Source organism: Stieleria maiorica (assembly GCF_008035925.1).
Lineage (GTDB): Bacteria > Planctomycetota > Planctomycetia > Pirellulales > Pirellulaceae > Stieleria > Stieleria maiorica.
This window is the reverse complement of the sequence record NZ_CP036264.1, coordinates 8,386,114-8,406,994: the sequence shown is the minus strand read 5'-3', so window position 1 is coordinate 8,406,994 and position 20,881 is coordinate 8,386,114. Positions and strand designations below refer to the sequence as shown.

At 60.7% G+C, this 20,881-nt stretch carries 8 protein-coding genes; all 8 read left to right on the top strand.

Annotated features, from left to right (window positions below; translation table 11 throughout):
* Positions 1 to 246: 246 nt before the first annotated feature.
* The 8 genes from Mal15_RS28480 to Mal15_RS28435 all read left to right on the top strand — a co-directional run bounded on the left by Mal15_RS28480 (position 247) and on the right by Mal15_RS28435 (position 20,878).
* On the top strand, positions 247 to 3,321 hold the full coding sequence (locus Mal15_RS28480; protein ID WP_233903082.1) for a PSD1 and planctomycete cytochrome C domain-containing protein: 3,075 nt from the start codon (positions 247 to 249) through the stop codon (positions 3,319 to 3,321).
* 8 nt (positions 3,322 to 3,329) lie between these two features.
* Positions 3,330 to 4,805 carry a DUF1501 domain-containing protein gene (locus Mal15_RS28475; protein WP_147870856.1) on the top strand — a complete coding sequence of 492 codons (1,476 nt, stop codon included), beginning with the start codon at positions 3,330 to 3,332 and terminating at the stop codon, positions 4,803 to 4,805.
* Positions 4,806 to 5,179: 374 nt separating this feature from the next.
* A complete protein-coding gene (locus Mal15_RS28465) occupies positions 5,180 to 6,484 on the top strand; it encodes a DUF5658 family protein (protein WP_147870854.1) in 1,305 nt (434 codons plus the stop codon).
* A gap of 701 nt (positions 6,485 to 7,185) precedes the next feature.
* Positions 7,186 to 10,908, top strand: coding sequence for a DNA-directed RNA polymerase subunit beta (gene rpoB, locus Mal15_RS28460; RefSeq protein WP_147870853.1), 3,723 nt, complete (start codon positions 7,186 to 7,188; stop codon positions 10,906 to 10,908).
* 216 nt (positions 10,909 to 11,124) lie between these two features.
* Complete coding sequence (rpoC, locus tag Mal15_RS28455; RefSeq protein ID WP_147870852.1) at positions 11,125 to 15,531, top strand: DNA-directed RNA polymerase subunit beta'; 4,407 nt, start codon at positions 11,125 to 11,127, stop codon at positions 15,529 to 15,531.
* Between the two features lie 193 nt (positions 15,532 to 15,724).
* Entirely contained in the window at positions 15,725 to 16,750 is a 1,026-nt protein-coding gene (locus tag Mal15_RS28450) for a lysylphosphatidylglycerol synthase transmembrane domain-containing protein (RefSeq protein ID WP_147870851.1), read from the top strand.
* Positions 16,751 to 16,902: 152 nt separating this feature from the next.
* Positions 16,903 to 19,350, top strand: coding sequence for a DUF1553 domain-containing protein (locus Mal15_RS34450; RefSeq protein WP_199773757.1), 2,448 nt, complete (start codon positions 16,903 to 16,905; stop codon positions 19,348 to 19,350).
* A 13-nt stretch (positions 19,351 to 19,363) separates the two neighbouring features.
* Positions 19,364 to 20,878 (top strand): DUF1501 domain-containing protein, encoded by a 1,515-nt coding sequence (locus tag Mal15_RS28435; protein WP_147870850.1) that lies wholly within the window; start codon positions 19,364 to 19,366, stop codon positions 20,876 to 20,878.
* Positions 20,879 to 20,881: the final 3 nt, after the last annotated feature.

Here is a 20,881-nt window from a genome sequence, read left to right as displayed (position 1 = left end):
CTGCCCGATCACAGGGCAGACTTTTGGCAACCGCGAAGCGAATCATTTACAATCGATGCCTGCCTAACTGGACAGCGCCACTTTGGCGCAGCGTGGAGACCCTCGGGGATCCACCTTCTGGCGAAGGTAGCTACGTTCGACCGGTGATTTTTGAGCAAAGTGGCGTCGTCCAGCCAATCAGTCCCCTGGCAACACCCCCACCCACCGCACCACACCATTTCTGATCCCCGCCATTTTCGATCCATCTTGAATACGCCCTCCCAGCCCTTCCCCGCCATCACCGTTTTTGTGGTCTCGTTTGTCTGCTTGGCCGGCTTGATGGTGCCGGTGACTTCAGTCGCGGACACTCCGCCATCGACCACGACGCCGGTTGAGTTTGGCAATCAGGTCTACCCGATCCTGCAGCGCGCTTGCTTTGAATGTCACGGAGCGGAAAAGCAAGAAGCCGGCCTGCGTCTGGACCGCCGGGAGGATCTCATTGAATCCGGGACGGTTGAACCGGAGGACCCGCAGGCGAGCGAGTTGCTTCGACGCGTGCTGCTGCCCCGCGGGCACGACGAGATCATGCCCGCGATCGGCGATCCGTTGCCCGCCTCACAGATCGACACACTGCGACGCTGGATCGCGCAAGGTGCTCGCTGGCCCGATACTTTCGTTGCCCCCAAGCACTGGGCCTATGTCGCTCCGCAGCGTCCCGAACTGCCACAGACCCGCCAGTCGGACTGGCCGCAATCACCGATCGATCACTTTGTGCTGCGACGACTGGAAGACCACAACATCCAACCGTCGCCCCAGGCGGAGCCGGAAAAATTAATTCGCCGCGTTTACCTGGACCTGGTCGGTCTGCCTCCGGCGCCCCACGAGGTCCAGGCGTTTGTTCGCGACCCCAGTCGCCGGCAGTTTGAATCGATCGTCGACGCGCTGTTGGGTCGGCCACAATTCGGTGAACGCTGGGCCCGCCCCTGGCTGGACCTTGCCCGCTATGCAGATTCCCATGGATTCCAACGCGACAACTTTCGCGACATCTGGGCCTACCGCGACTGGGTGATCGACGCACTCAACGACGACATGCCGTTTGATCAATTCACAATCGAACAAGTCGCCGGCGATCTGTTACCCGACGCGACGGCAGCACAAAAAATCGCCACGGGATTCCACCGCTGCACACCGACCAACGTCGAAGCCGGTTCGCTGCCCGAGGAAACGCGCATCGAACAGGTCATCGATCGGGTCAACACGACCGGCGCCGTCTGGCTGGGGACGACATTGGAATGCTGCCAGTGTCACGATCACAAATACGATCCGTTCACGACCCAGGAGTACTATCAACTGCTGGCATATTTCAACAACACCGCCCAGGAAGCCGATCGAGCCAATCCAAAACAACCATCGTCGATCAAGTTCCAGGGTCCCAGCATGCCCCTGGCCCAGCCAGCGCGCGATCAACAGCGCATCGGCGTGCAGCAACAACTCGACGAGGTGAAACAACAACAGCAGCGCCGGCGCCGGCAACTGGCCGCCAGTCTGGACGAGTGGAGCGTCGGACTTGCCGAGACAATTGAGCAATCACCGCAAACCTACACGCTGGACATCACCGAGTTTGAATCCCAAGGTTCGACCGACTCGCACGAACGACTCGACGACGGTTCGATCTTGTTGCACGGCGGTGATCCCCCGGACCAGGATGAATACCGCTTTCTGGCCCCTGCGTCGCGCCAACAGGTTGCCCCGATCCGACAGATCACCGCGATCCGATTGGACGTGTTGCTCGACGATTCGCTGCCCGGCAAGGGGCCCGGACGCAACGACCGACGCAATTTCGTGTTGAACGAATTTAAAGTCGAACTCGTTTCTGATTCTGCGTCCGGCGAAACCGCCGATACGCCGCCCCGCGCGATCGAGTTCTCCGCGGCCAAGGCAAGCTTTTCGCAAAAGCGATATCCCGTCGCCGACGCGATCGATGACAACCCGAAAAGTGGCTGGGCGATTTCGCCCCAACAAGGCAAACCGCACTGGGCGACGTTCACGCTTCAAGAACCGATCGACTTGGCCGCCGGTCAAGCGTTTGCGATCACGATGACGCAACACTTCGGTCGGGCGTTGACGATCGGACGATTCAAGATTTCCGCCCTGACGGGAAACGTCGATGCCCGAGCCGTTCCCGAAGCGATCGTCGCCGCCGCCGCAAAACCGCCCGAAAAGTGGTCCGCCAAGGAACGAAAGTCACTGGTCGATTTCCGGATCGAACACGACGAAAACTACCAATCGCTCGGCAACAAGCTCGATCAGCTGCAACGACGGCTCGACCAGCTTGCCCCCGACACGACACTGGTCATGGTGGAACTGGATCAACCGCGGATGTCCACGGTCTTCGAGCGCGGCGACTATCGCTCGCCGGGCGCGGCGGTTCAGCCCGGCACGCCGGCAGTGCTGCATCCCAGCCCCGATGGACCGGGCGATCGATTGACGCTGGCCCGCTGGCTGGTCTCGCGTGACAACCCGGTCGTCGCACGCGTGACGGTCAACCGCTGGTGGGCGGAACTGTTCGGCAACGGCATCGTCACCACGCCCGAAGATTTCGGCATCAAAGGAGAACCGCCGTCGCATCCACGGCTGCTGGACTGGTTGGCGATCGAATGGATGGACAACGGATGGTCGATGAAAAAACTGCTCAAAACGATCGTCATGTCGGCGACCTATCAGCAATCCTCCAACGTTCGTTACGACCTTCGCGAAATCGACCCGGACAATCGGCTGCTCGCGCGTGGCGCTCGCTTTCGCATGGATGCGGAAATGATTCGGGACAACGCGTTGGCGATTTCCGGTTTGCTCAGCCTGCGACAGCACGGCCCGCCGATCCGCCCCTACCAACCCGACGGGATTTGGTCCAAGGTCGGCGGCGAAGCCTATGACTATGAAGTCAGTCCCGGTGGCGAACAGCATCGGCGTGGCGTCTACGTCGTCGTCAAACGGGGCTCGCCCTATCCCAGCTTCATCAATTTCGACGCCACCGCGCGGCTGGCCTGCACCGTCAAACGCTCACGGACCAACACGCCACTTCAAGCGTTGACGTTGCTCAACGACCCGGTCTATGTCGAAGCGGCCAAAACGCTCGCGGCGCGGATCAACGCTGAGAGGGGTGATGCATCGATCGACGAAAAAGTCGATTACGCGTTCCAGCTTTGCACCGCGCGGAAACCGAACCCCAGCGAGCTTGCGACGCTGCGACACTTGTACCACCAGCAATCACACGCCGATGATCCGCTGTACGGCGTCGCCACCGTGCTGCTGAATCTGCACGAAACCATCACCAAAGACTGAGCCTACGGATGCCCAACCAACCTGCCGCATCAAGTCTGCATCGTGACCAACCACACGGCCAAGCTCCGCATTGCCCCGCGGCGTGTCTGGACCGCGACGACATTTTCCGATTAAACCGCCGCGGTTTTCTCAGCCGCGGCGGCATCGGCTTCGGATCGATCGCACTGGCGTCGATGCTTTGCGAACAGTCCTCTGCTGCCGCTGGCCCGCATTTCCCGCCGCGCGCCAAGCATGTGATTTATCTGCACATGATCGGTGCCCCGTCACAATTGGACCTGTTCGACGAGAAACCCGAACTGGTCAAACGGCACAACCAACCCTGCCCGCCGGAAGTCACCAAAGATCGCGACTTTGCGTTCATCGGCAAAACCTCCACGTTGGCCGGTTCGCCGTGGAAGTTTTCGCGGCATGGCGAATGCGGACACACGATGAGCGAACTGTGGCCGCATCTGAGCAACGTCGCCGACGAGTTGGCCTTCGTTCATTCGCTGCACACCGAGGAGATCAACCATGCTCCGGCGCAGATGTTTCTGCATTCCGGATTCGGTCGCGGCGGCCGCCCCAGCTTCGGTTCCTGGGTCAGCTATGGACTAGGTTCGGAAAACAAGGACCTGCCAGGATACGTCGTGCTGCTAAGCGGTCCGGCCGGCGGCGCCGGGACCAGCATGTGGTCGCCGGGGTTTCTGCCCAGTATTTACCAAGGCATCCAATTCCGTTCCGAAGGAGACCCGGTGCTGTTCCTTTCCAACCCTGAGGGACGATCGATCGAAGATCGCCGCCAAGTGCTCGACGCGCTCGGGGAACTGAATGAACAGCACCGACTGGCGACCGGCGACGAAGAAATCGCGACACGGATCAGCCAATACGAAATGTCCTACCGTATGCAGATGTCGGTGCCGGAACTAATGAGCCTGGAGGGGGAGACCGCCGAAACGCTTTCGCTTTACGGCGCCCAACCCGGCAAAGCGTCCTTCGCCAACAACTGCTTGCTGGCCCGGCGGTTGGTCGAGCGCGGCGTGCGGCTGATCGAATTGTACGATTCGGATTGGGACCACCACGGGACGATCGAGAAACGTCTGCCGGAGAAATGCCGCCAGACCGATCGCCCGATCGCCGCCCTGATCACCGATCTAAAACGGCGCGGATTGCTGAAAGACACACTGATCATCTGGGGATCCGAATTCGGCCGCACGCCCTTGAACCAAGGCAGTAACCAGGGAACGGGATTGTCCGGCAGAGACCACCACAAGGACGCCTTCACGTGCTGGCTGGCCGGCGGCGGGGTCAAGGGCGGCGTCAGCTATGGCAAGACCGATGAATTCGGCATGGATGTCGTCCAGGATGGCGTCCACGTCCACGACCTCAACGCCACCGTCTTGCACCTGCTCGGCCTCGATCACGAGCGGCTGACCTATCGATACCAGGGACGCGAATTCCGACTGACCGATGTGGAAGGGCGAATCGTTCGGCAATTGCTGGGTTGAGGGTTTCAAGTTTCAAGTTTGCCCAAAGACGCTCGACATTTTTCTCCCCCACTCCCCACTCCCCACTCCCCACTCCCCACTCCCCACTCCCCACTCCCCACTCCCCACTCCCCACTCCCCACTCCGCGGCCGATCACTCAGGTTAAACTCCCCACTCCCCACTCCCCACTCCCCACTCCCCACTCCCCACTCCCCACTCCCAACTCCCAACTCCCAACTCCCAACTCCCAACCGACCTGGCACTTGAAACCCGTCGATCGGTGCGGGCCTCCGGATCTTCTGCGAAACCTTTGGCGACCGACAGGATTAAACAATCTTGAGCACCGCACAGCACCTTTTGGCTCGTCAACTTCGCTTGCAGATCAAGGAATCCGATGGATCGCTCTACATTTGGCCACCACTTCGTCGCGATGATCGCTCTCGCGGCACTGTCGGGCGTCGGGCCCGCGTCGGCTGCCCCTGGGCCGCAATCTGATCCTGGGCCGCAATCGCCAGCCAAGTACCCAGCCAAGCAAGGGTATATTTTCATCGACGGCGAATACCTGGCCCCACCGTATGAGGTCCACGTCACGGCGGATTCGCTGACGCTCAACGGTCACGAGTTCGGGCCCGAGACGTTTGACCTGTCCGCCTATGCCGAACAGGCCCGGGAACGGGAGTCACGGTTCAACCGGCGCCGTCCACGCTGGATGCGCGAGGCCAACTTCGCCCCGAACGCCTCCGAAACCCGTTGGGTGAATTTCAGGGAAGGGCCGCGATTCGGCCAGACGGATCAATTCGGCCAGACGGATCAATTTGCCCGGGGTGATCAATTCGGCCGGGGTGATCGAGTTGGCCGGGGTGATCAATTCGGCCGGAGTGATCGAGTTGGCTCGGGCGACCGAGATGGCGAGGGCGGGTGGCGTCCCGGCGGCAGTCCAGGCGACTCGACCTCCAATCTGTTTCGGATCTTTGCCGACGACATCGCGTCGGTCGACTTCGGTACGGTCCTGGTGCTGTACACCGGCGCCCCGCCGGCACTATTGTTCCGCGAATCGGACGGCATCGAGTACTTGAGGGCGTTGAACGCCCCGGACAACCGCACAACCGCCGTCAATCTCACCAGCCTTGACAACCGGACCCACGCGGTCTTGGATCGACTGCTGACCGAATTCCAGCCCACAGCGGCGTTCAGCGAGCGTGCCCAGGCGACGTTTGACAAAATCGATGCGGCTGAGCTCGAGGGGGAACGGATCTCGGCGGGGACCCGCTGGCTCTCACGCATCTCCTATCCCCTGACCATTTTTGCGATGGCCGTGGTCGTGCTCGGCTTTGGGCACCTGTTGACCAATCGCCCCACGATCGAAGTGGCGACGGAGGAACCGACGGACTGGTCCAAGCATCGCAAGGTGGTCGGGCAATCCCTGTTGATCGTCGCATTGCTTTCGGTCGTCGATCTGGTTTGGACGCTGGGGACCGCCAATGCCGGAATGATGCGCGAACTCAATCCGCTCGGCAGCAGCATGATCAGCCAGCCGGTTCGGTTATTTTTCTTCAAAGCGGCCGTGACAGGGATTGCGATCGCCATCCTGTACCGACTGCACCGACGGCCGATTGCCCAAGTGGCCTCGTGGTGGTGCTGTCTGCTGTTGACGCTGCTGACCGCCCGATGGTTGATGTTCCAGTCGATGTTCCTCTAGCAGGCCGAGTGTTTCGGGGGCCGAGAGTTGGGGGTGGCTGGGCGACGAGGGGCGGGGCGCCGACGCCCCAATTTTTTATTTTTTTTCCGACGGGCCGAAAACCGTACGGGTGCGGTGTGACCAGGAATGCCAGCGAATCGCAGTAAGCCGTTTCGTGAACAATACTTACGGCACCAACGAAAGCCCCAGCATAATCCGGGCCAGTTTTTCGGGTTGGGCTTTCGTGAAAACTCCGCTTGTGATATTCTCCCACAACAAGCCTAGGTTCCAGCCGTCTATATCCGTGTCGCGACTCAGGAATGCCCGCCCGTGCGTCCCCTGATCCCGCAACCATCGCGGAACTCGATTGGTCACACTGTTTTGGCGAACGCGTTTACCGCAACCGAGTTGTCGATTCCTGGTGCTGTCGCATTGCGGCGGGATCCGGTCTTGGCAATCGGTCTTTGCCGATATAGCGATTCAGGGTCCTGGCTTCCATGTTTCCGGCCCAATTCTTTCCAGCGACCCAATGTCCGTAAATCCGATTCCCCACGTCAATCGGAATCTCGAACCTTTCGTGAGCGATGTGCCTGTTGGGGTCTGTGTGCCTCACGGGGACACAGTGTAGTCGCAGCAGCAGTGCTTGTAGCAGTTCGGTCGAAACCAATTCGATAGCCGTCCGAGATCATGGATCTCAAGTCCAGCAGGAGCTTTCTTTACCGATGGCAGTTACGTCCAAGCGTCGTCTGATTCCCACAACCGTCCGTCACTTTGGTACCGATTTGGGTGGCTTCGAGCTTCCCGATTTGACCGCTTTGCAGACCGCTTCTTACAAGGAGTTCCTGCAAGAAGACATCAGCCCGCTCTCTCGCCAAGACCATGGGCTGGAAAGCGTCCTGCGCGAAATTTTTCCGATCGCCAGCTACGACGGGAACATCACGCTGGAGTACATCCGCTACGAGCTCGGCAAACCTCGCTACACCAGCCAGGAATGCCGCCAGTTGCGGCTGACCTACGGGATGCCCCTGCGGATCTGGTTGCGTCTGAATCGTGAAGAACCGCACGAGGAAGAAGTGTATCTCGGCGACATGCCGATCATGATGGGTGGCGGCGAGTTCATCATCAACGGTGCCGAGCGTGTGGTCGTCAGCCAGTTGCACCGTTCACCCGGTGTCGACTTCGTCTGGGACACCGACACGACGACCGACCGCAAACTGCCCTCGTGCCGCGTGATTCCCGAACGCGGCAGCTGGGTCGAGTTCAATGTCACCAAGAAAGATGCGCTGACCGTTCGGATCGACCAGAGTGGGAAGTTCGCCGCGACGACGTTGCTGCGGGCGATGGACCCGAAGTACTCGACCGACGCCGACATCCTGCAAGCGTTCTACCCCACCCGCACCGAAAAGCTCTCCAGCGTCAAAAGCGCCTCGAAGATCGAAGGCAAGATCGCCGTTGATGACGTCGTCTTCCCCAGCGGCAGCGAACGGGCCGGTGAAATCATCATCGAAGCGGCGCACCGGATCACCAAGGAAGTCGCCGAAGCGATCTGCGTCGCCGGCGTGACCAGCATCCAGTGCATGGATGCCCCCAAGGTCCCGGTGATCTTCAACACCCTGATGGAAGATAACACCGCCAGCCACGAAGAAGCGTTGTTGCGGATCTACCAACGACTGCGTCCGGGCAACCCGCCGCAGCTGGAAAAGGCGCGGGTTCTGTTCGAAGAAAAATTCTACGACGACAACCGCTACCGGCTCGGCAAGGTCGGACGATTCCGTCTGAATCGAAAACTGGGTCTGGGCGTCAGCGAGTCGGTGATGACGCTGCGGCCGGATGACATCATCGAATCGATTCGTTATCTGATCGAACTGTTTGACCCGGACAGCCCCGCGGAAATCGACGACATCGACCACCTGGGCAACCGTCGTCTGCGAACCATCGACGAACTCGCCTGCGAAGAGCTCCGCAAAGGGTTCCTGAAACTGCGCCGCACGGTGCAGGAACGGATGAGCGTCAAAGATGCCCAGGACATGACGCCGCGATCGCTGATCAACCCCAAGAGCGTCTCGGCGGCGATCGATTACTTCTTCGGTCGCGGCGAGCTGTCGCAAGTCGTCGACCAGACGAACCCGTTGAGCCAGCTGACGCACGAACGCCGGCTTTCGGCACTCGGACCGGGCGGTTTGAACCGGAAACGAGCCGGATTCGAAGTCCGCGACGTGCACATTTCTCACTACGGACGGATCTGCCCGATTGAAACGCCGGAAGGCACGAACATCGGCTTGATCAGTTCGCTGGCGATCTACGCCGGCGTGGACGATTACGGCTTCCTGATCACGCCCTACCGATGCGTCAAAGACGGCGTCGTCACCGACGAAGTCGTCTGGTTGCGTGCCGACGAAGAAAACGAGGCCTACGTGGCGCCGGCCGACACCGAGGTCAAGGACAACGCACTGGTCCCCGGCCCCAACTTGATCGCCCGGGTCCGCAGCGACTTCCAAATCGTCCAGCCCAACCAGGTCAACTACATGGACGTCGCGCCCAGCCAAATGGTGGGCGTCTCGGCCGGGTTGATCCCGTTCCTGGAGCACGACGACGCCAACCGTGCGTTGATGGGTTCGAACATGCAGCGTCAAGCGGTCCCGTTGCTGGTGGCCGAACCGCCGATCGTCGGCACCGGGATGGAACGCGAGGTCGCACGCAACAGTGCGATGGTCGTCCGCGCCCGCCGTGCCGGCAAAGTCACGTATGTCGATTCCAGCCGCATCGAAATCGGCAGCGACCACTACGAACTGAAAAAGTACCAGGGACTCAACGAGCGCACCTGCCAAAACCAAAAGCCGCTGGTGCGGCTGGGCGATGACGTCACCAAAGGCCAGATCATTGCCGACGGTGCCGCGACCCGAGACGGCGAACTGGCCCTGGGACGCAACGTCCTGGTCGGCTTCATGTCCTTCGACGGCTTCAACTACGAAGACGCGATCATCATCAGCGAAGAACTGGTGCGGAACGACACCTACACGTCGATCCACATCGAAGATTTCGACGTCGAAATCCGCGAGACGAAACTCGGCCGCGAAGAGTTCACCCGTGACATCCCCAACGTCAGCGAAAAAGCCCTTCGCAACCTGGACGAAAACGGCATCGTCCAAGTCGGGACGTACGTCAAACCCGGCGACATCCTGGTCGGAAAGGTCAGCCCGAAGAGCAAGACCGAACTGACGCCGGAAGAAAAACTGCTGCACGCGATCTTCGGCCGGGCCGGTGAGGACGTCAAAAACGACTCGCTGGAAGTCCCCTCGGGGATCGAAGGGATCGTCATCGACACCCACAAGTTCTCGCGCCGCATGAGTCTGTCCGAGGACGAGCGGAAGGAGTTCGAACGGGAACTGAAAGACGTCGAAGCGTCGGGCAATGCGGAAATCGCCAGCACGTTTGAATCGCTGGTCCGCGATCTGGAAGAGGCCGCCGGTGCGAAGCTGAAGGATTCCACCGGAACGCCGCTGGCCGACGGACAGGACCCCAAGTTCGTCGCCGAACGCGCGATCGCATTCCGGCTCGATCACATCATGGATCAAGTCAAAGGCGAGGACAAACAGGCCGCGGTCCAAAAGGTCTACGACACCCAATGGTCCAACGTCGAAGTCGCCATCGATCAACGCGACCGCAAACTCAACAGCATGAAGCGGGGCGACGAACTCCGCAGCGGTGTGTTGCAGATGGCCAAGGTCTACATCGCCACCAAGCGTGTGATCAGCGTCGGGGACAAGATGGCCGGCCGGCACGGGAACAAGGGTGTGATCGCCAAGATCCTGCCGATCGCCGACATGCCTTTCCTGCCCGACGGCACCCCGCTGCAAATCCTGCTCAACCCGCTTGGCGTCCCCAGCCGAATGAACGTCGGCCAGATTTTGGAAACGCACCTGGGTTGGGCCGGAGCCAAACTGGGCTTCCAGTCGATCACGCCGGTCTTCAACGGGGCCAGCGAAGACGACATCAACGAAGCGTTGGAAGAAGCCGGGTTGCCGCGTCACGGCAAGGTCCAACTGATCGACGGTCGCACCGGCGAAGCGATGGAACAGGAAACCACCGTCGGCTACATCTACATGCTCAAACTGCACCACCTGGTCGACGACAAGGTCCACGCCCGCAGCACCGGACCGTACTCGTTGATCACCCAGCAACCCCTGGGCGGGAAAGCACGTTTCGGCGGCCAGCGTTTCGGAGAGATGGAAGTTTGGGCGTTGGAAGCCTACGGTGCCGCGTACATCTTGCAGGAGTTGTTGACCGTCAAGAGCGACGATGTCGAAGGCCGTACCAAGATCTACGAATCGATGGTCAAGGGAGAAAACACGTTGGAAGCCGGCACACCGGCCAGCTTCGACGTTCTGACCAACGAGATCCGTGGCTTGGCGCTGAACATGCAACTCGAAAAGAGACCGATTTAGTCACCCGCGATCGGCCGGCCGTCCGCCATCGCGCACCGCCGGCACCCGACGCCGCCGCTGGCCTGTCCCCCGTGACGGGTCGGCAAAGACGCCCCGGCGGAACAGCACTCCGCCGAACGCCGATTCATTCGCCGAAACCGCTCGCCCGGTCGCCGGCAACTTCAATACAAATCAATAGCTAACTGCTTACCGCTAACTGCTAAAGGCTTTCATATCATGTCGATTGGCGAAACCAGCAACTACGATCGCATCAACGATTACGCGTCGGTCCGAATCTCCTTGGCCCGGCCGCAGGACATCAAGAGCTGGTCGTTTGGTGAAGTCAAAAAACCGGAAACGATCAACTACCGGACCTATCGGCCCGAAAAAGACGGGCTGTTCTGCGAGCGAATCTTCGGCCCCGAAAAAGACTGGGAATGCGCCTGCGGCAAGTACCGGGGCATGAAGTACAAGGGCATGATCTGTGACCGCTGCGGCGTCAAGGTCACCCACAGCCGCGTCCGCCGCAAGCGGATGGGGCACATCGACCTGGCCGCCCCGGTCGTTCACATCTGGTTCTTCAAAGCGATGCCGTCGCGGTTGGGCAACCTGTTGAACATGAAGACCAGCTCCTTGGAAAAGGTGATCTATTTCCAAGACTATGTGGTCGTCGATCCGGGCCAGACCGACCTGGAACACCAACAACTGCTGACCGAAGAAGAGTTCCGCGCAGCCCGTCAGCAATACGGCCCGGGAAGCTTCGAAGCCGACATGGGTGCCGAAGCGGTTCGCAAATTGCTGAACCAATTGGACCTGGTTCAATTGTCCGAGCAGTTGCGGATCGAGCTGGACGAAACCGGCAGCAAGCAAAAGAAGAAAGACCTGACCAACCGGTTGAAGATCGTCGAATCGATCCGCGACAGCGACAACCGTCCCGAGTGGATGGTGTTGGACGTGATCCCGGTCATTCCGCCGGACCTGCGTCCGCTGGTGCTGTTGGACAGCGGCAACTTCGCGACCAGCGATTTGAACGACCTGTACCGACGGATCATCAACCGCAACAACCGGCTGCGAAAGCTGGTCGATCTGAACGCGCCGGAGGTCATCATTCGCAACGAGAAGCGAATGTTGCAGCAATCGGTCGACGCGTTGTTCGACAACAACCGTTGCAAACGCCCGGTGCTCGGTTCATCCAACCGTCCGCTGAAGTCGCTGACGGACATGATCAAAGGAAAGCAGGGTCGTTTCCGCGAAAACCTGCTCGGCAAGCGAGTCGATTACTCGGCACGAAGCGTGATCGTTGTCGGCCCGCGATTGAAGTTGCACCAATGCGGTCTGCCCAAAAAGATCGCCCTGGAGCTCTACCAGCCGTTCATCATCCGCCGCCTCAAGGAGCTCGGCCACGCCGACACGATCAAGTCGGCCAAGAAGATGCTCGAGCGCAAGGACGAAGAAGTCTGGGACATCCTGGAACAAGTCATCACCAACCACCCGGTGCTGCTCAACCGGGCTCCCACGCTGCACCGGATGGGGATCCAGGCGTTCGAGCCGACCTTGGTCGAAGGCAACGCGATCAACCTGCACCCGCTGGTTTGCAAGGGATTCAACGCCGACTTCGACGGTGACCAGATGGCCGTCCACCTGCCGCTTTCGATCGAAGCCCAGGTCGAAGCGCACACGTTGATGATGAGTACGAACAACGTGTTCGCACCGTCCAACGGGAAACCGATCATGAGCCCCTCCCAGGACATCGTGATGGGTTGCTACTACATGACCTGCGAGCTTCCCGACCGCAAGGGCGAAGGCATGACGTTCGCCGGGTATGACGAAGTCGAATTCGCCTACGCCCAAGGCATCGTCGATCTGCACGCCAAGATCAAGATGCGGTTGCCCAAGCACCAGCGTCTCAAGACCGAAGACAACGACGCCAAATACGGCGCGATCATCGAGACCACGCCGGGTCGGGTCCGCTTCAACGAAATGCTGCCCGACGGCATGGATTTTTACAACCGCGCGATGCGCAGCGGCGACTTGGCCGGCGCGATCAGCGATTGCTACCAACGACTCGGTCGCCGCCCGACCATCCACCTGCTCGATGACATGATGCAGATGGGCTTCCGCGAATCGACGCGCAGCGGCCTGTCGTTCGCCACCGACGACCTGGTCACGCCGGAATCCAAAGTCGGCTTCATCAAGGACGCCGAAAAAGAAGTCATGCGTCTGAAGAAGGCCTATGACCGCGGGCAAATGGCCGACGATGAACGCTACAACATGGTGCTCGACGAATGGACCAAGGCCCGTGAATTGATCACCACCGACATGATGGCGGCGATGGAATCGGACACCCGAAAAGGTGGCTGGTACATCAACCCCGTCTTCTTGATGAGCCACTCGGGTGCTCGGGGTGGTATCGCCCAAATTCGTCAATTGGCTGGGATGCGTGGATTGATGGCCAAGCCGACCGGCGAGATCATCGAGACGCCGATTAAGGCAAACTTCCGCGAAGGCCTGTCGGTGTTGGAATACTTCAGTTCCACCCACGGTGCACGGAAGGGTCTGGCCGACACGGCACTGAAAACCGCCGACAGTGGTTACCTGACCCGGAAACTGGCCGACGTCGCGCAAAACGTTGTCATCACCATGGACGACTGCGGCACGACCCAGGGCATCACCAAGGGCGTCGTCTACCGCGGTGAAAAGGTCGAAGTCCGCTTGGCCGATTCGATCAACGGTCGCGTCAGCCGAAAATCGATCGTCAACCCGGTCACCGACGAAGTCGTCGTCGGCGAAAGCGAAATGATCACGCCCGAGATCGCTCGCAAGATCGAACAGATGGGCCTGGAAAAACTGCAAGTCCGTTCGCCGATGACCTGCGACGCGCCCCTGGGCGTCTGCCGCCGCTGTTACGGCATGGACATGTCGACCGGTGCCATGGTCGAAGAAGGCATGGCGGTCGGGATCATCGCCGCACAATCCATCGGTGAACCCGGAACGCAGTTGACGATGCGGACCTTCCACATCGGTGGTTCGGTCAGCAAGGCGATGCAGGAGTCGGACATCAAGAGCAAGAAGGCCGGTGAAGTTCGCCTGACACGAATTCGTGCGGTCGAAAACGCCGACGGCCGCAAGGTGGTTCTGACGCGGAACGGCGAAATCGCCCTGGTCGACGACCGCGGGCGTGAATTCGAAAGCTATCCGATCCCGACCGGTTCGATGCTGATGGTCGAAGACGGCCAAAAGGTCAAACCCGGCGAAACGTTGTGCGAGTGGAACCCCTACTCGGTGCCGATTCTGTCGGAAGTCTCCGGTAAAGTCCGCTTCGAAGACATCGTCGAAGGCGAAACCGTCCGTTCGGAAAAAGAAGCCAGCGGCAAGATGCGGATGGTCGTCGTCGATCACAAGGGCGACCTGCACCCGCAGATCGTCGTCGAAGACAACACCGGCAAAGCGCTCAACGTGCAGTTCCTGCCCGAAAAAGCGACCATCTCCGTCGTCGACGGACAGGACATCGTGCCCGGGACGGTGCTCGCCGAAATGCCGCGTGACAGCGGTGGTGTCTCCGACATCACCGGCGGTCTGCCGCGAGTCACCGAGATCTTCGAAGCTCGAAAACCGAAGGACCCGGCGATCATCGCCGAAGTCGATGGCGAAGTCGAAATCATGCCCGAAAAGAAACGCGGCAAGACGACCGTCATCGTCCGCAGCGAATCGGGAATCGAACGCGAACACTTGATCCCCACCGGAAAGCACTTCCTGGTGCACACCGGGGACATGGTCAAAGCCGGCCAGTCGATCGTCGACGGTCCACTGGTCCCGCACGACATCCTGCGGGTCTCCGGCGAAGAAGCCGTCCAGCAATACCTGCTGCACGAAATCCAACAGGTCTATCAGTCGCAGAAGGTGGAGATCAACGACAAACACTGCGAAATCATCATCGCGCGAATGCTGCGAAAGGTGAAGGTCGAATCGCCCGGCGACACCAACCTGTTGCCCGGTCTGGTGATCGACCGATTCCAGTTCCGACATGCCAACCAAGAACTGACCAAGTGCATCAAGATCGCCGATGCCGGCGACAGCGATTACAGCGAAGGCGTGATCATTCCGAAGGACTTGTTCGAAGAAACCAACGCCAAGATCGAAGCCGAAGGCGGCACCCCGATGAAGGGCAAAAAGCCGAAGAAGGCGACCGCCAGCACCCAATTGCTGGGGATCACCAAGGCGGCCGTCCAGTCCAACTCGTTCATCTCCGCCGCGTCGTTCCAGGAAACGACCAAGGTCTTGACCGAGGCGGCGCTGGCCGGCAAGGTCGACAAACTGGTCGGTTTGAAAGAGAACGTGATCCTGGGACACCTGATCCCGGCCGGTACCGGTTTCCGCCTGTTCCAAGAATCGGAAGTCAACTACCGCCGCGAAGCACTCGAAGCGTTGGCCGAAGCCCCCGTGCAAAGCCTGGAAGAGTCGTTCCCGCTGCTGGAAGCCGGCGACGATGTTCTGGGCCCCGGCACCCCGGTCGCCGGAGCCTCCAACGACGCCGAAGCAGCGATGCAAGACCTGATGAACGACGCGTCGACCGACGCGGGTGCCTCCGGCGATGCACAACCGCCGGTCGGCGACGGTGACAGCGAAGCCGTTCTCGGCGAATAGAGCCCGCGGTTCAGTCCGGCCCCGAATTGGGCCAGTCGCCGTCCTCTCCGAGGTCGGCGCGGGGCAGAGCTCCGCTTTTTCGCGCACGCCGAGTTCGGAGAACACGGCGACACTCGCGTGCGCATCGGCCGGTGACGGTTGATCGCTCTGACCGGCGTTTGGCAAAACGACGACACGGATTATCCTGCCGCACATGAAGTCAAAACGCCAGCTTTTTGCAACTGTTTGCAAAATTGCGATCCCGCTGGGGATCATCGCCTTTCTGCTGTATCGGATCGAGCCGCAGCAGTGGGACGAACTTGCGCAGCACGACAAGAATTATCCGCTGCTGCTGGGCGCGTTGGCGGTCGCCGTCGCCGCGGTCAGCTTGTCGTTCGCCCGCTGGTGTTTGCTGGTTCGCTGCCAGGGGATCGAGTTGACGGTGTTGGAAGCGTTCCGGTTGGGCGCGATCTGCTTTCTGCTGAATTTCGTCTCGGCGGGCAGCGTCGGCGGCGACTTGTTCAAGGCGATTTTCTTGGCCAAACGACGCCCGGGCCGTCGCGTGCAAGCGGTGGCTTCGGTGTTGGTCGATCGAGGCGTCGGGTTGTACGGGCTGCTGTTACTCGCATCGGTCGCTTTCCTGTTCCAACAGGGCGGCGGTGCCTCCTCGGCCGGTGGCGAAGAGATGCATCAATTGAAGCTGGGGACCGCGGTGCTGGTCGGCGTCGGAACGGCTGTGTTGGCCGGATTGGTCTTCGGCGGCCGAGTCGTTGACCGCCTGGTCCACTGGGGTGAGACGTTGCCCTTGGTCGGCGGGATCGTGCACCGGATCGGTCCGCCGCTGCGGATGTTCCACGATCATCCGGTCGCATTCGGGATCTCGATCCTGATGAGCATCGGTGTGCACGCCATGCTGACCCTCAGCCTGTACTTGATCGCGTGCGGACTTTACCCATCGATCCCGTCGTTGGGAGAGCACTTCATCATCGTGCCGATCGGAATGCTGGCATCGGCACTCCCATTGACCCCCGCCGGAATCGGCGTATTCGAGGCCGCGATCGAGTGGCTGTATCATTTGATCCCGGCCGAACCGACCAACGCATCGGGGACCTTGATCGCACTGGTGTTTGAAATGGTCAAGGTCTTGATCGCGATCCTCGGGACGGTGTTCTACTGGACCGCCAGCGCCGAGGAGCGGGAGAGCCTGGAAGAAGCCGAGCACGCTAACCCGACGCCGTAGTGGACGACGCGAGGAGTCCTCGCCGTTGGTCAATCGAGTCGGCGCGTCGCCTCGCCCACGACCCGAATATGTAAGGTGCGGTGGAGCACGAGACGCCCCTCCCACGCGCTCATTCGCTGCATCGCGTCTCGGAATCTGTTTACAATTCTGGGATGAGAATCCACAACATCGCCCTACTTGCCGCCATGCTGCTGGCACCCGCCGGCGTTCGGGCGGCGGACCCGCCGCCGGTCGCCATCGATTTTTCGCGTGAAATCCTTCCAATCCTCTCCGACAAGTGTTTCGTTTGTCACGGCCCCGACACCGACGAAGGCGCGACGGTGCGGTTGGATTCGTACGAGGCCGCGACCAGTGATCTGGGCGGATACCGCGCGATCGATCCCGATGACCTGCCAGCAAGCGAACTGTTGCGTCGGATCACGTCGGCAGACGATCCGATGCCGCCGGACGACGCCGAAAAAACACTGACCGACCATGAGAAGCAACTGCTGGCGCAGTGGGTCGCCCAAGGCGGGACCTATTCCCAGCATTGGGCATTCGTCCCGCCTAAGAAACGTGTCCCCGCTGTGCCCGCCGATCGCGACTTCGAATCGCACGCCAACCCGATCGACGCGTTCGTGGCGGCCAAACAAAGTCAGCGTTCGATTGGCTTTGCCCCCCAAGCCGAACGAGAAACTCTGGCGCGGCGGGCTTCATTGGTCCTGTGCGGGTTGCCCCCCGAGCCCGACGAGCTGGATGCGTTCTTGCAAGATCGGCGATCGGGTGCCTACGAGCGTTACGTCGACCGGTTGTTGAACAAGCCCGGCTACGGGGAACATCAGGCACGCCATTGGCTTGACGCGGTCCGATACGGAGACACCCACGGATTGCACCTGGACAATCGTCGCGGCGTCTTTCCCTACCGCGACTGGGTCGTGTCCGCACTGAACGCGAATTTGCCGCTGGATCAGTTCATCACCTGGCAACTGGCCGGCGACTTGCTGCCCGACCCCGGGATCGAGCAGTTGGTCGCCACGGGCTACGTCCGGATGAACCCGACCAGCGGCGAGGGTGGGGCGATCGAAGCCGAATACCAAGCGAAGAATAATTTCGACCGCACCGAAAACCTGGGCGCAGTCCTGTTGGGTATGACGCTGACCTGCGCCCGCTGTCACACCCACAAATACGACCCGGTGCCACAGACGGAGTACTACCGTTTGATGGCGTTCTTCAATAGCACGTCCGAGCCGGCCCTGGACAGGAACAAATACGATTACGGGCCGACGACCAAAGCGCCCGGTGATCCCGGTCAGTGGGCACGGTGGAAACAGCTCGAAGCGTCGCGCGACGCATTGATCGACACCGCGAGGGACCAAATGGCGAGTGCCGACTTGGATCCAAAGGTCTGGGCCGAAGCGACCGATCAAGAGAAATTGGACTTGCTGGCGGCCCCCGATGGGCCCTTCGCCACACTGGCCGTTCACGCACAAGCACGTTCGTTGCGCACAGACATCGAATCGCTTTGGCAGAGCTTTACGACGACCCTGGTCGCCAAAGAACTGCCCACGCCGCGCCCGACCCGCGTGCTCAGCCGCGGCGAATACAACCTTCCGATCGGCGATCCGCTGGAACCGGGCGTGTTGTCAGTGATGGGCGAGTTTCCCGAACACGCGCCGCGCAACCGTTTGGGACTGGCCCGTTGGTTGACGTCGCCGAATCACCCGACGGTCGCACGCGTGTTGATCAACCGCGTCTGGCAACAAACGTTTGGACATGGGCTGGTCAGAACGCCCGAAGACTTTGGGGTCCAGGGCGCCTATCCGACACACCCGGACCTGCTGGATTGGCTGGCGGTGGAATTGCAAGACAGCGGATGGGACCTGAAACACATGTTGCGGTTGATGGTCACCAGCCGAACGTTTCGACAGAGTTCGGCTTGGCGAAACGACGTGGACGATCCGGAAAATCGGTACTGGTCGCGCGGCCCGAGCTATCGGCTGGACGCCGAAGTGATCCGTGACATCGGACTGTGGGCCGGCCAACTGCTCGACCCTGAAATGGGCGGCGAAGGCGTCAAACCGTATCAGCCTGCCGGCATGTGGTCGGCCCTGGCACATCCGGCCAGCAACACCAAGCTTTACGAGCGCGACAACGGACGTCGGCTGTACCGCCGCAGCTTGTACGTGTATTGGAAACGCACCAGCCCGCATCCGATGATGACCTTGTTTGATGCCCCGGACCGTGAAACGAGTTGCGTGCGTCGTTCGCGCACCAGCACGGCGCTTCAATCGCTGGCGCTGCTTAACGAAACCCAACGGATCGAGATGGCCCGGATGTTGGCCCAACGGTTGCTGCGGCAGCACAGCGACACCACGTCGCGATTGGAATTACTGTTCCGATTGATTGCCAGCCGCGGTCCATCGCCAACCGAAGCCGATGCGGTCGAAAAACTGCGACAGCAGATGCTTCAGCGGTACCGAGAAAACCTCGACGACGCCGGCATACTGCTGGCCACCGGAGACGCCGCCAGGGATGAATCTCTGGACCCTGCCGAGCACGCCGCCTGGACCCAAGTCGCACTGACCCTGCTGGCCAGCGACCTGGCAATCATCCTGTACTGAACGAATTTGACCGATGAATCCATTCGAAGCACTGCACCAGCACCAATTGGCCACCACGCGGCGGCAACTTTTCGGCCGCACCGCGCTCGGTCTGGGAACCGCATCGTTGGCGGGCCTGCTGGGCGATGAATTGTCCGCCGCGGGAAACCAAGCCTCGATCGACGGCGACGGGCTGCATCACGCACCCCGAGCCAAACGGGTGATCTATCTGTTCATGAGCGGGGGTCCGAGCCAACACGACCTTTGGGATTACAAACCGAAACTGAACGACATGTTCGGCCAGCAGTTGCCGGCCGAAGTCCGTGACGGCCAACGGATCACCGGGATGACGGCCAATCAAAAAGGCGGGCTGCCGCTGTGCCCGAGCAAGTACAAGTTCACCAAGGTGGACAACCACCAGGACGGAGTTTGGGTCAGCGAGTTGCTGCCGCACACCGCCAAGGTCGCGCGAGAATTGTGTGTCGTCCACAGCACGTTTACCGAAGCGATCAACCATGACCCCGCAGTCACCTACATCCAGACGGGCAGCCAGATCGCCGGCCGTCCCAGCCTGGGCGCCTGGCTGAGCTATGGTCTGGGCAGCATGAATGAAGACCTGCCGCACTACGTCGTGATGCACGCGCATTCCAAGTTCGCCGAACAGAGTCTTTTCAATCGACTTTGGGGCCCGGGGTTCTTGCCCGCCGATCACCAAGGCATGCTCCTGCGCAGCAGCGGCGACCCGGTCTTGTATTTGAGTAATCCTCCCGGCGTGACCTCGTCCGACCGCCGCGACCAACTCGATGCCTTGGCTGCGATCAACCGCGAACAACACCGGCACTTCGGCAACCCGGAGATCCTGTCGCGGATCCGGCAACACGAAATGGCCTATCGGATGCAAACGTCGGTTCCCGAGTTGATGGATTTTTCGGGCGAAACCGAGGCGACGTTCAAGCTGTACGGCGAAGAAGCGAAGACGCCTGGATCGTTCGCCGCATGCTGCCTGAACGCGCGCCGCTTGGCCGAACGGGGCGTGCGTAACATCCAGATTTTTCACCGCGGCTGGGATGCCCACAACCGATTGCCGACCGAGCATGAATCGCAGTGCAAAGACATCGACCAGGGCTGTGCCGCACTGATCCGCGATCTGCGGCAACGCGGGATGCTGGATGACACCTTGGTCGTCTGGGGCGGCGAATTCGGCCGCACCGTCTACTGCCAAGGCAATCTGACGCGAGAAAACTATGGACGCGACCATCACCCGCGTTGCTTCACCGTGTGGATGGCCGGCGGCGGAATCAAGGCGGGGATCACCTACGGGCGCACCGACGATTACGGCTACAACATCGTTCACGCCGATGGCAGCCCGATGATCCCGCGACCGGAAAAGGAGCATTGGACACCGGGGACCATGCACATTCACGACCTGAACGCCACGATCTTGCACCTGCTGGGCATCGATCACCGCAAACTGACGTATCGGTACCAGGGACGCGATTTCCGTCTGACCGACGTCGACGGCCACGTGATGCACGACCTGATCGCGTGACGC

Coding starts and splice junctions, on each gene's coding strand:
- Mal15_RS28475 (WP_147870856.1), top strand. CDS start 3,330: ATGCCCAACCAACCTGCCGCATCAAGTCTGCATCGTGACCAACCACAC.
- Mal15_RS34450 (WP_199773757.1), top strand. CDS start 16,903: ATGAGAATCCACAACATCGCCCTACTTGCCGCCATGCTGCTGGCACCC.
- rpoC (WP_147870852.1), top strand. CDS start 11,125: ATGTCGATTGGCGAAACCAGCAACTACGATCGCATCAACGATTACGCG.
- Mal15_RS28465 (WP_147870854.1), top strand. CDS start 5,180: ATGGATCGCTCTACATTTGGCCACCACTTCGTCGCGATGATCGCTCTC.
- Mal15_RS28450 (WP_147870851.1), top strand. CDS start 15,725: ATGAAGTCAAAACGCCAGCTTTTTGCAACTGTTTGCAAAATTGCGATC.
- Mal15_RS28435 (WP_147870850.1), top strand. CDS start 19,364: ATGAATCCATTCGAAGCACTGCACCAGCACCAATTGGCCACCACGCGG.
- rpoB (WP_147870853.1), top strand. CDS start 7,186: ATGGCAGTTACGTCCAAGCGTCGTCTGATTCCCACAACCGTCCGTCAC.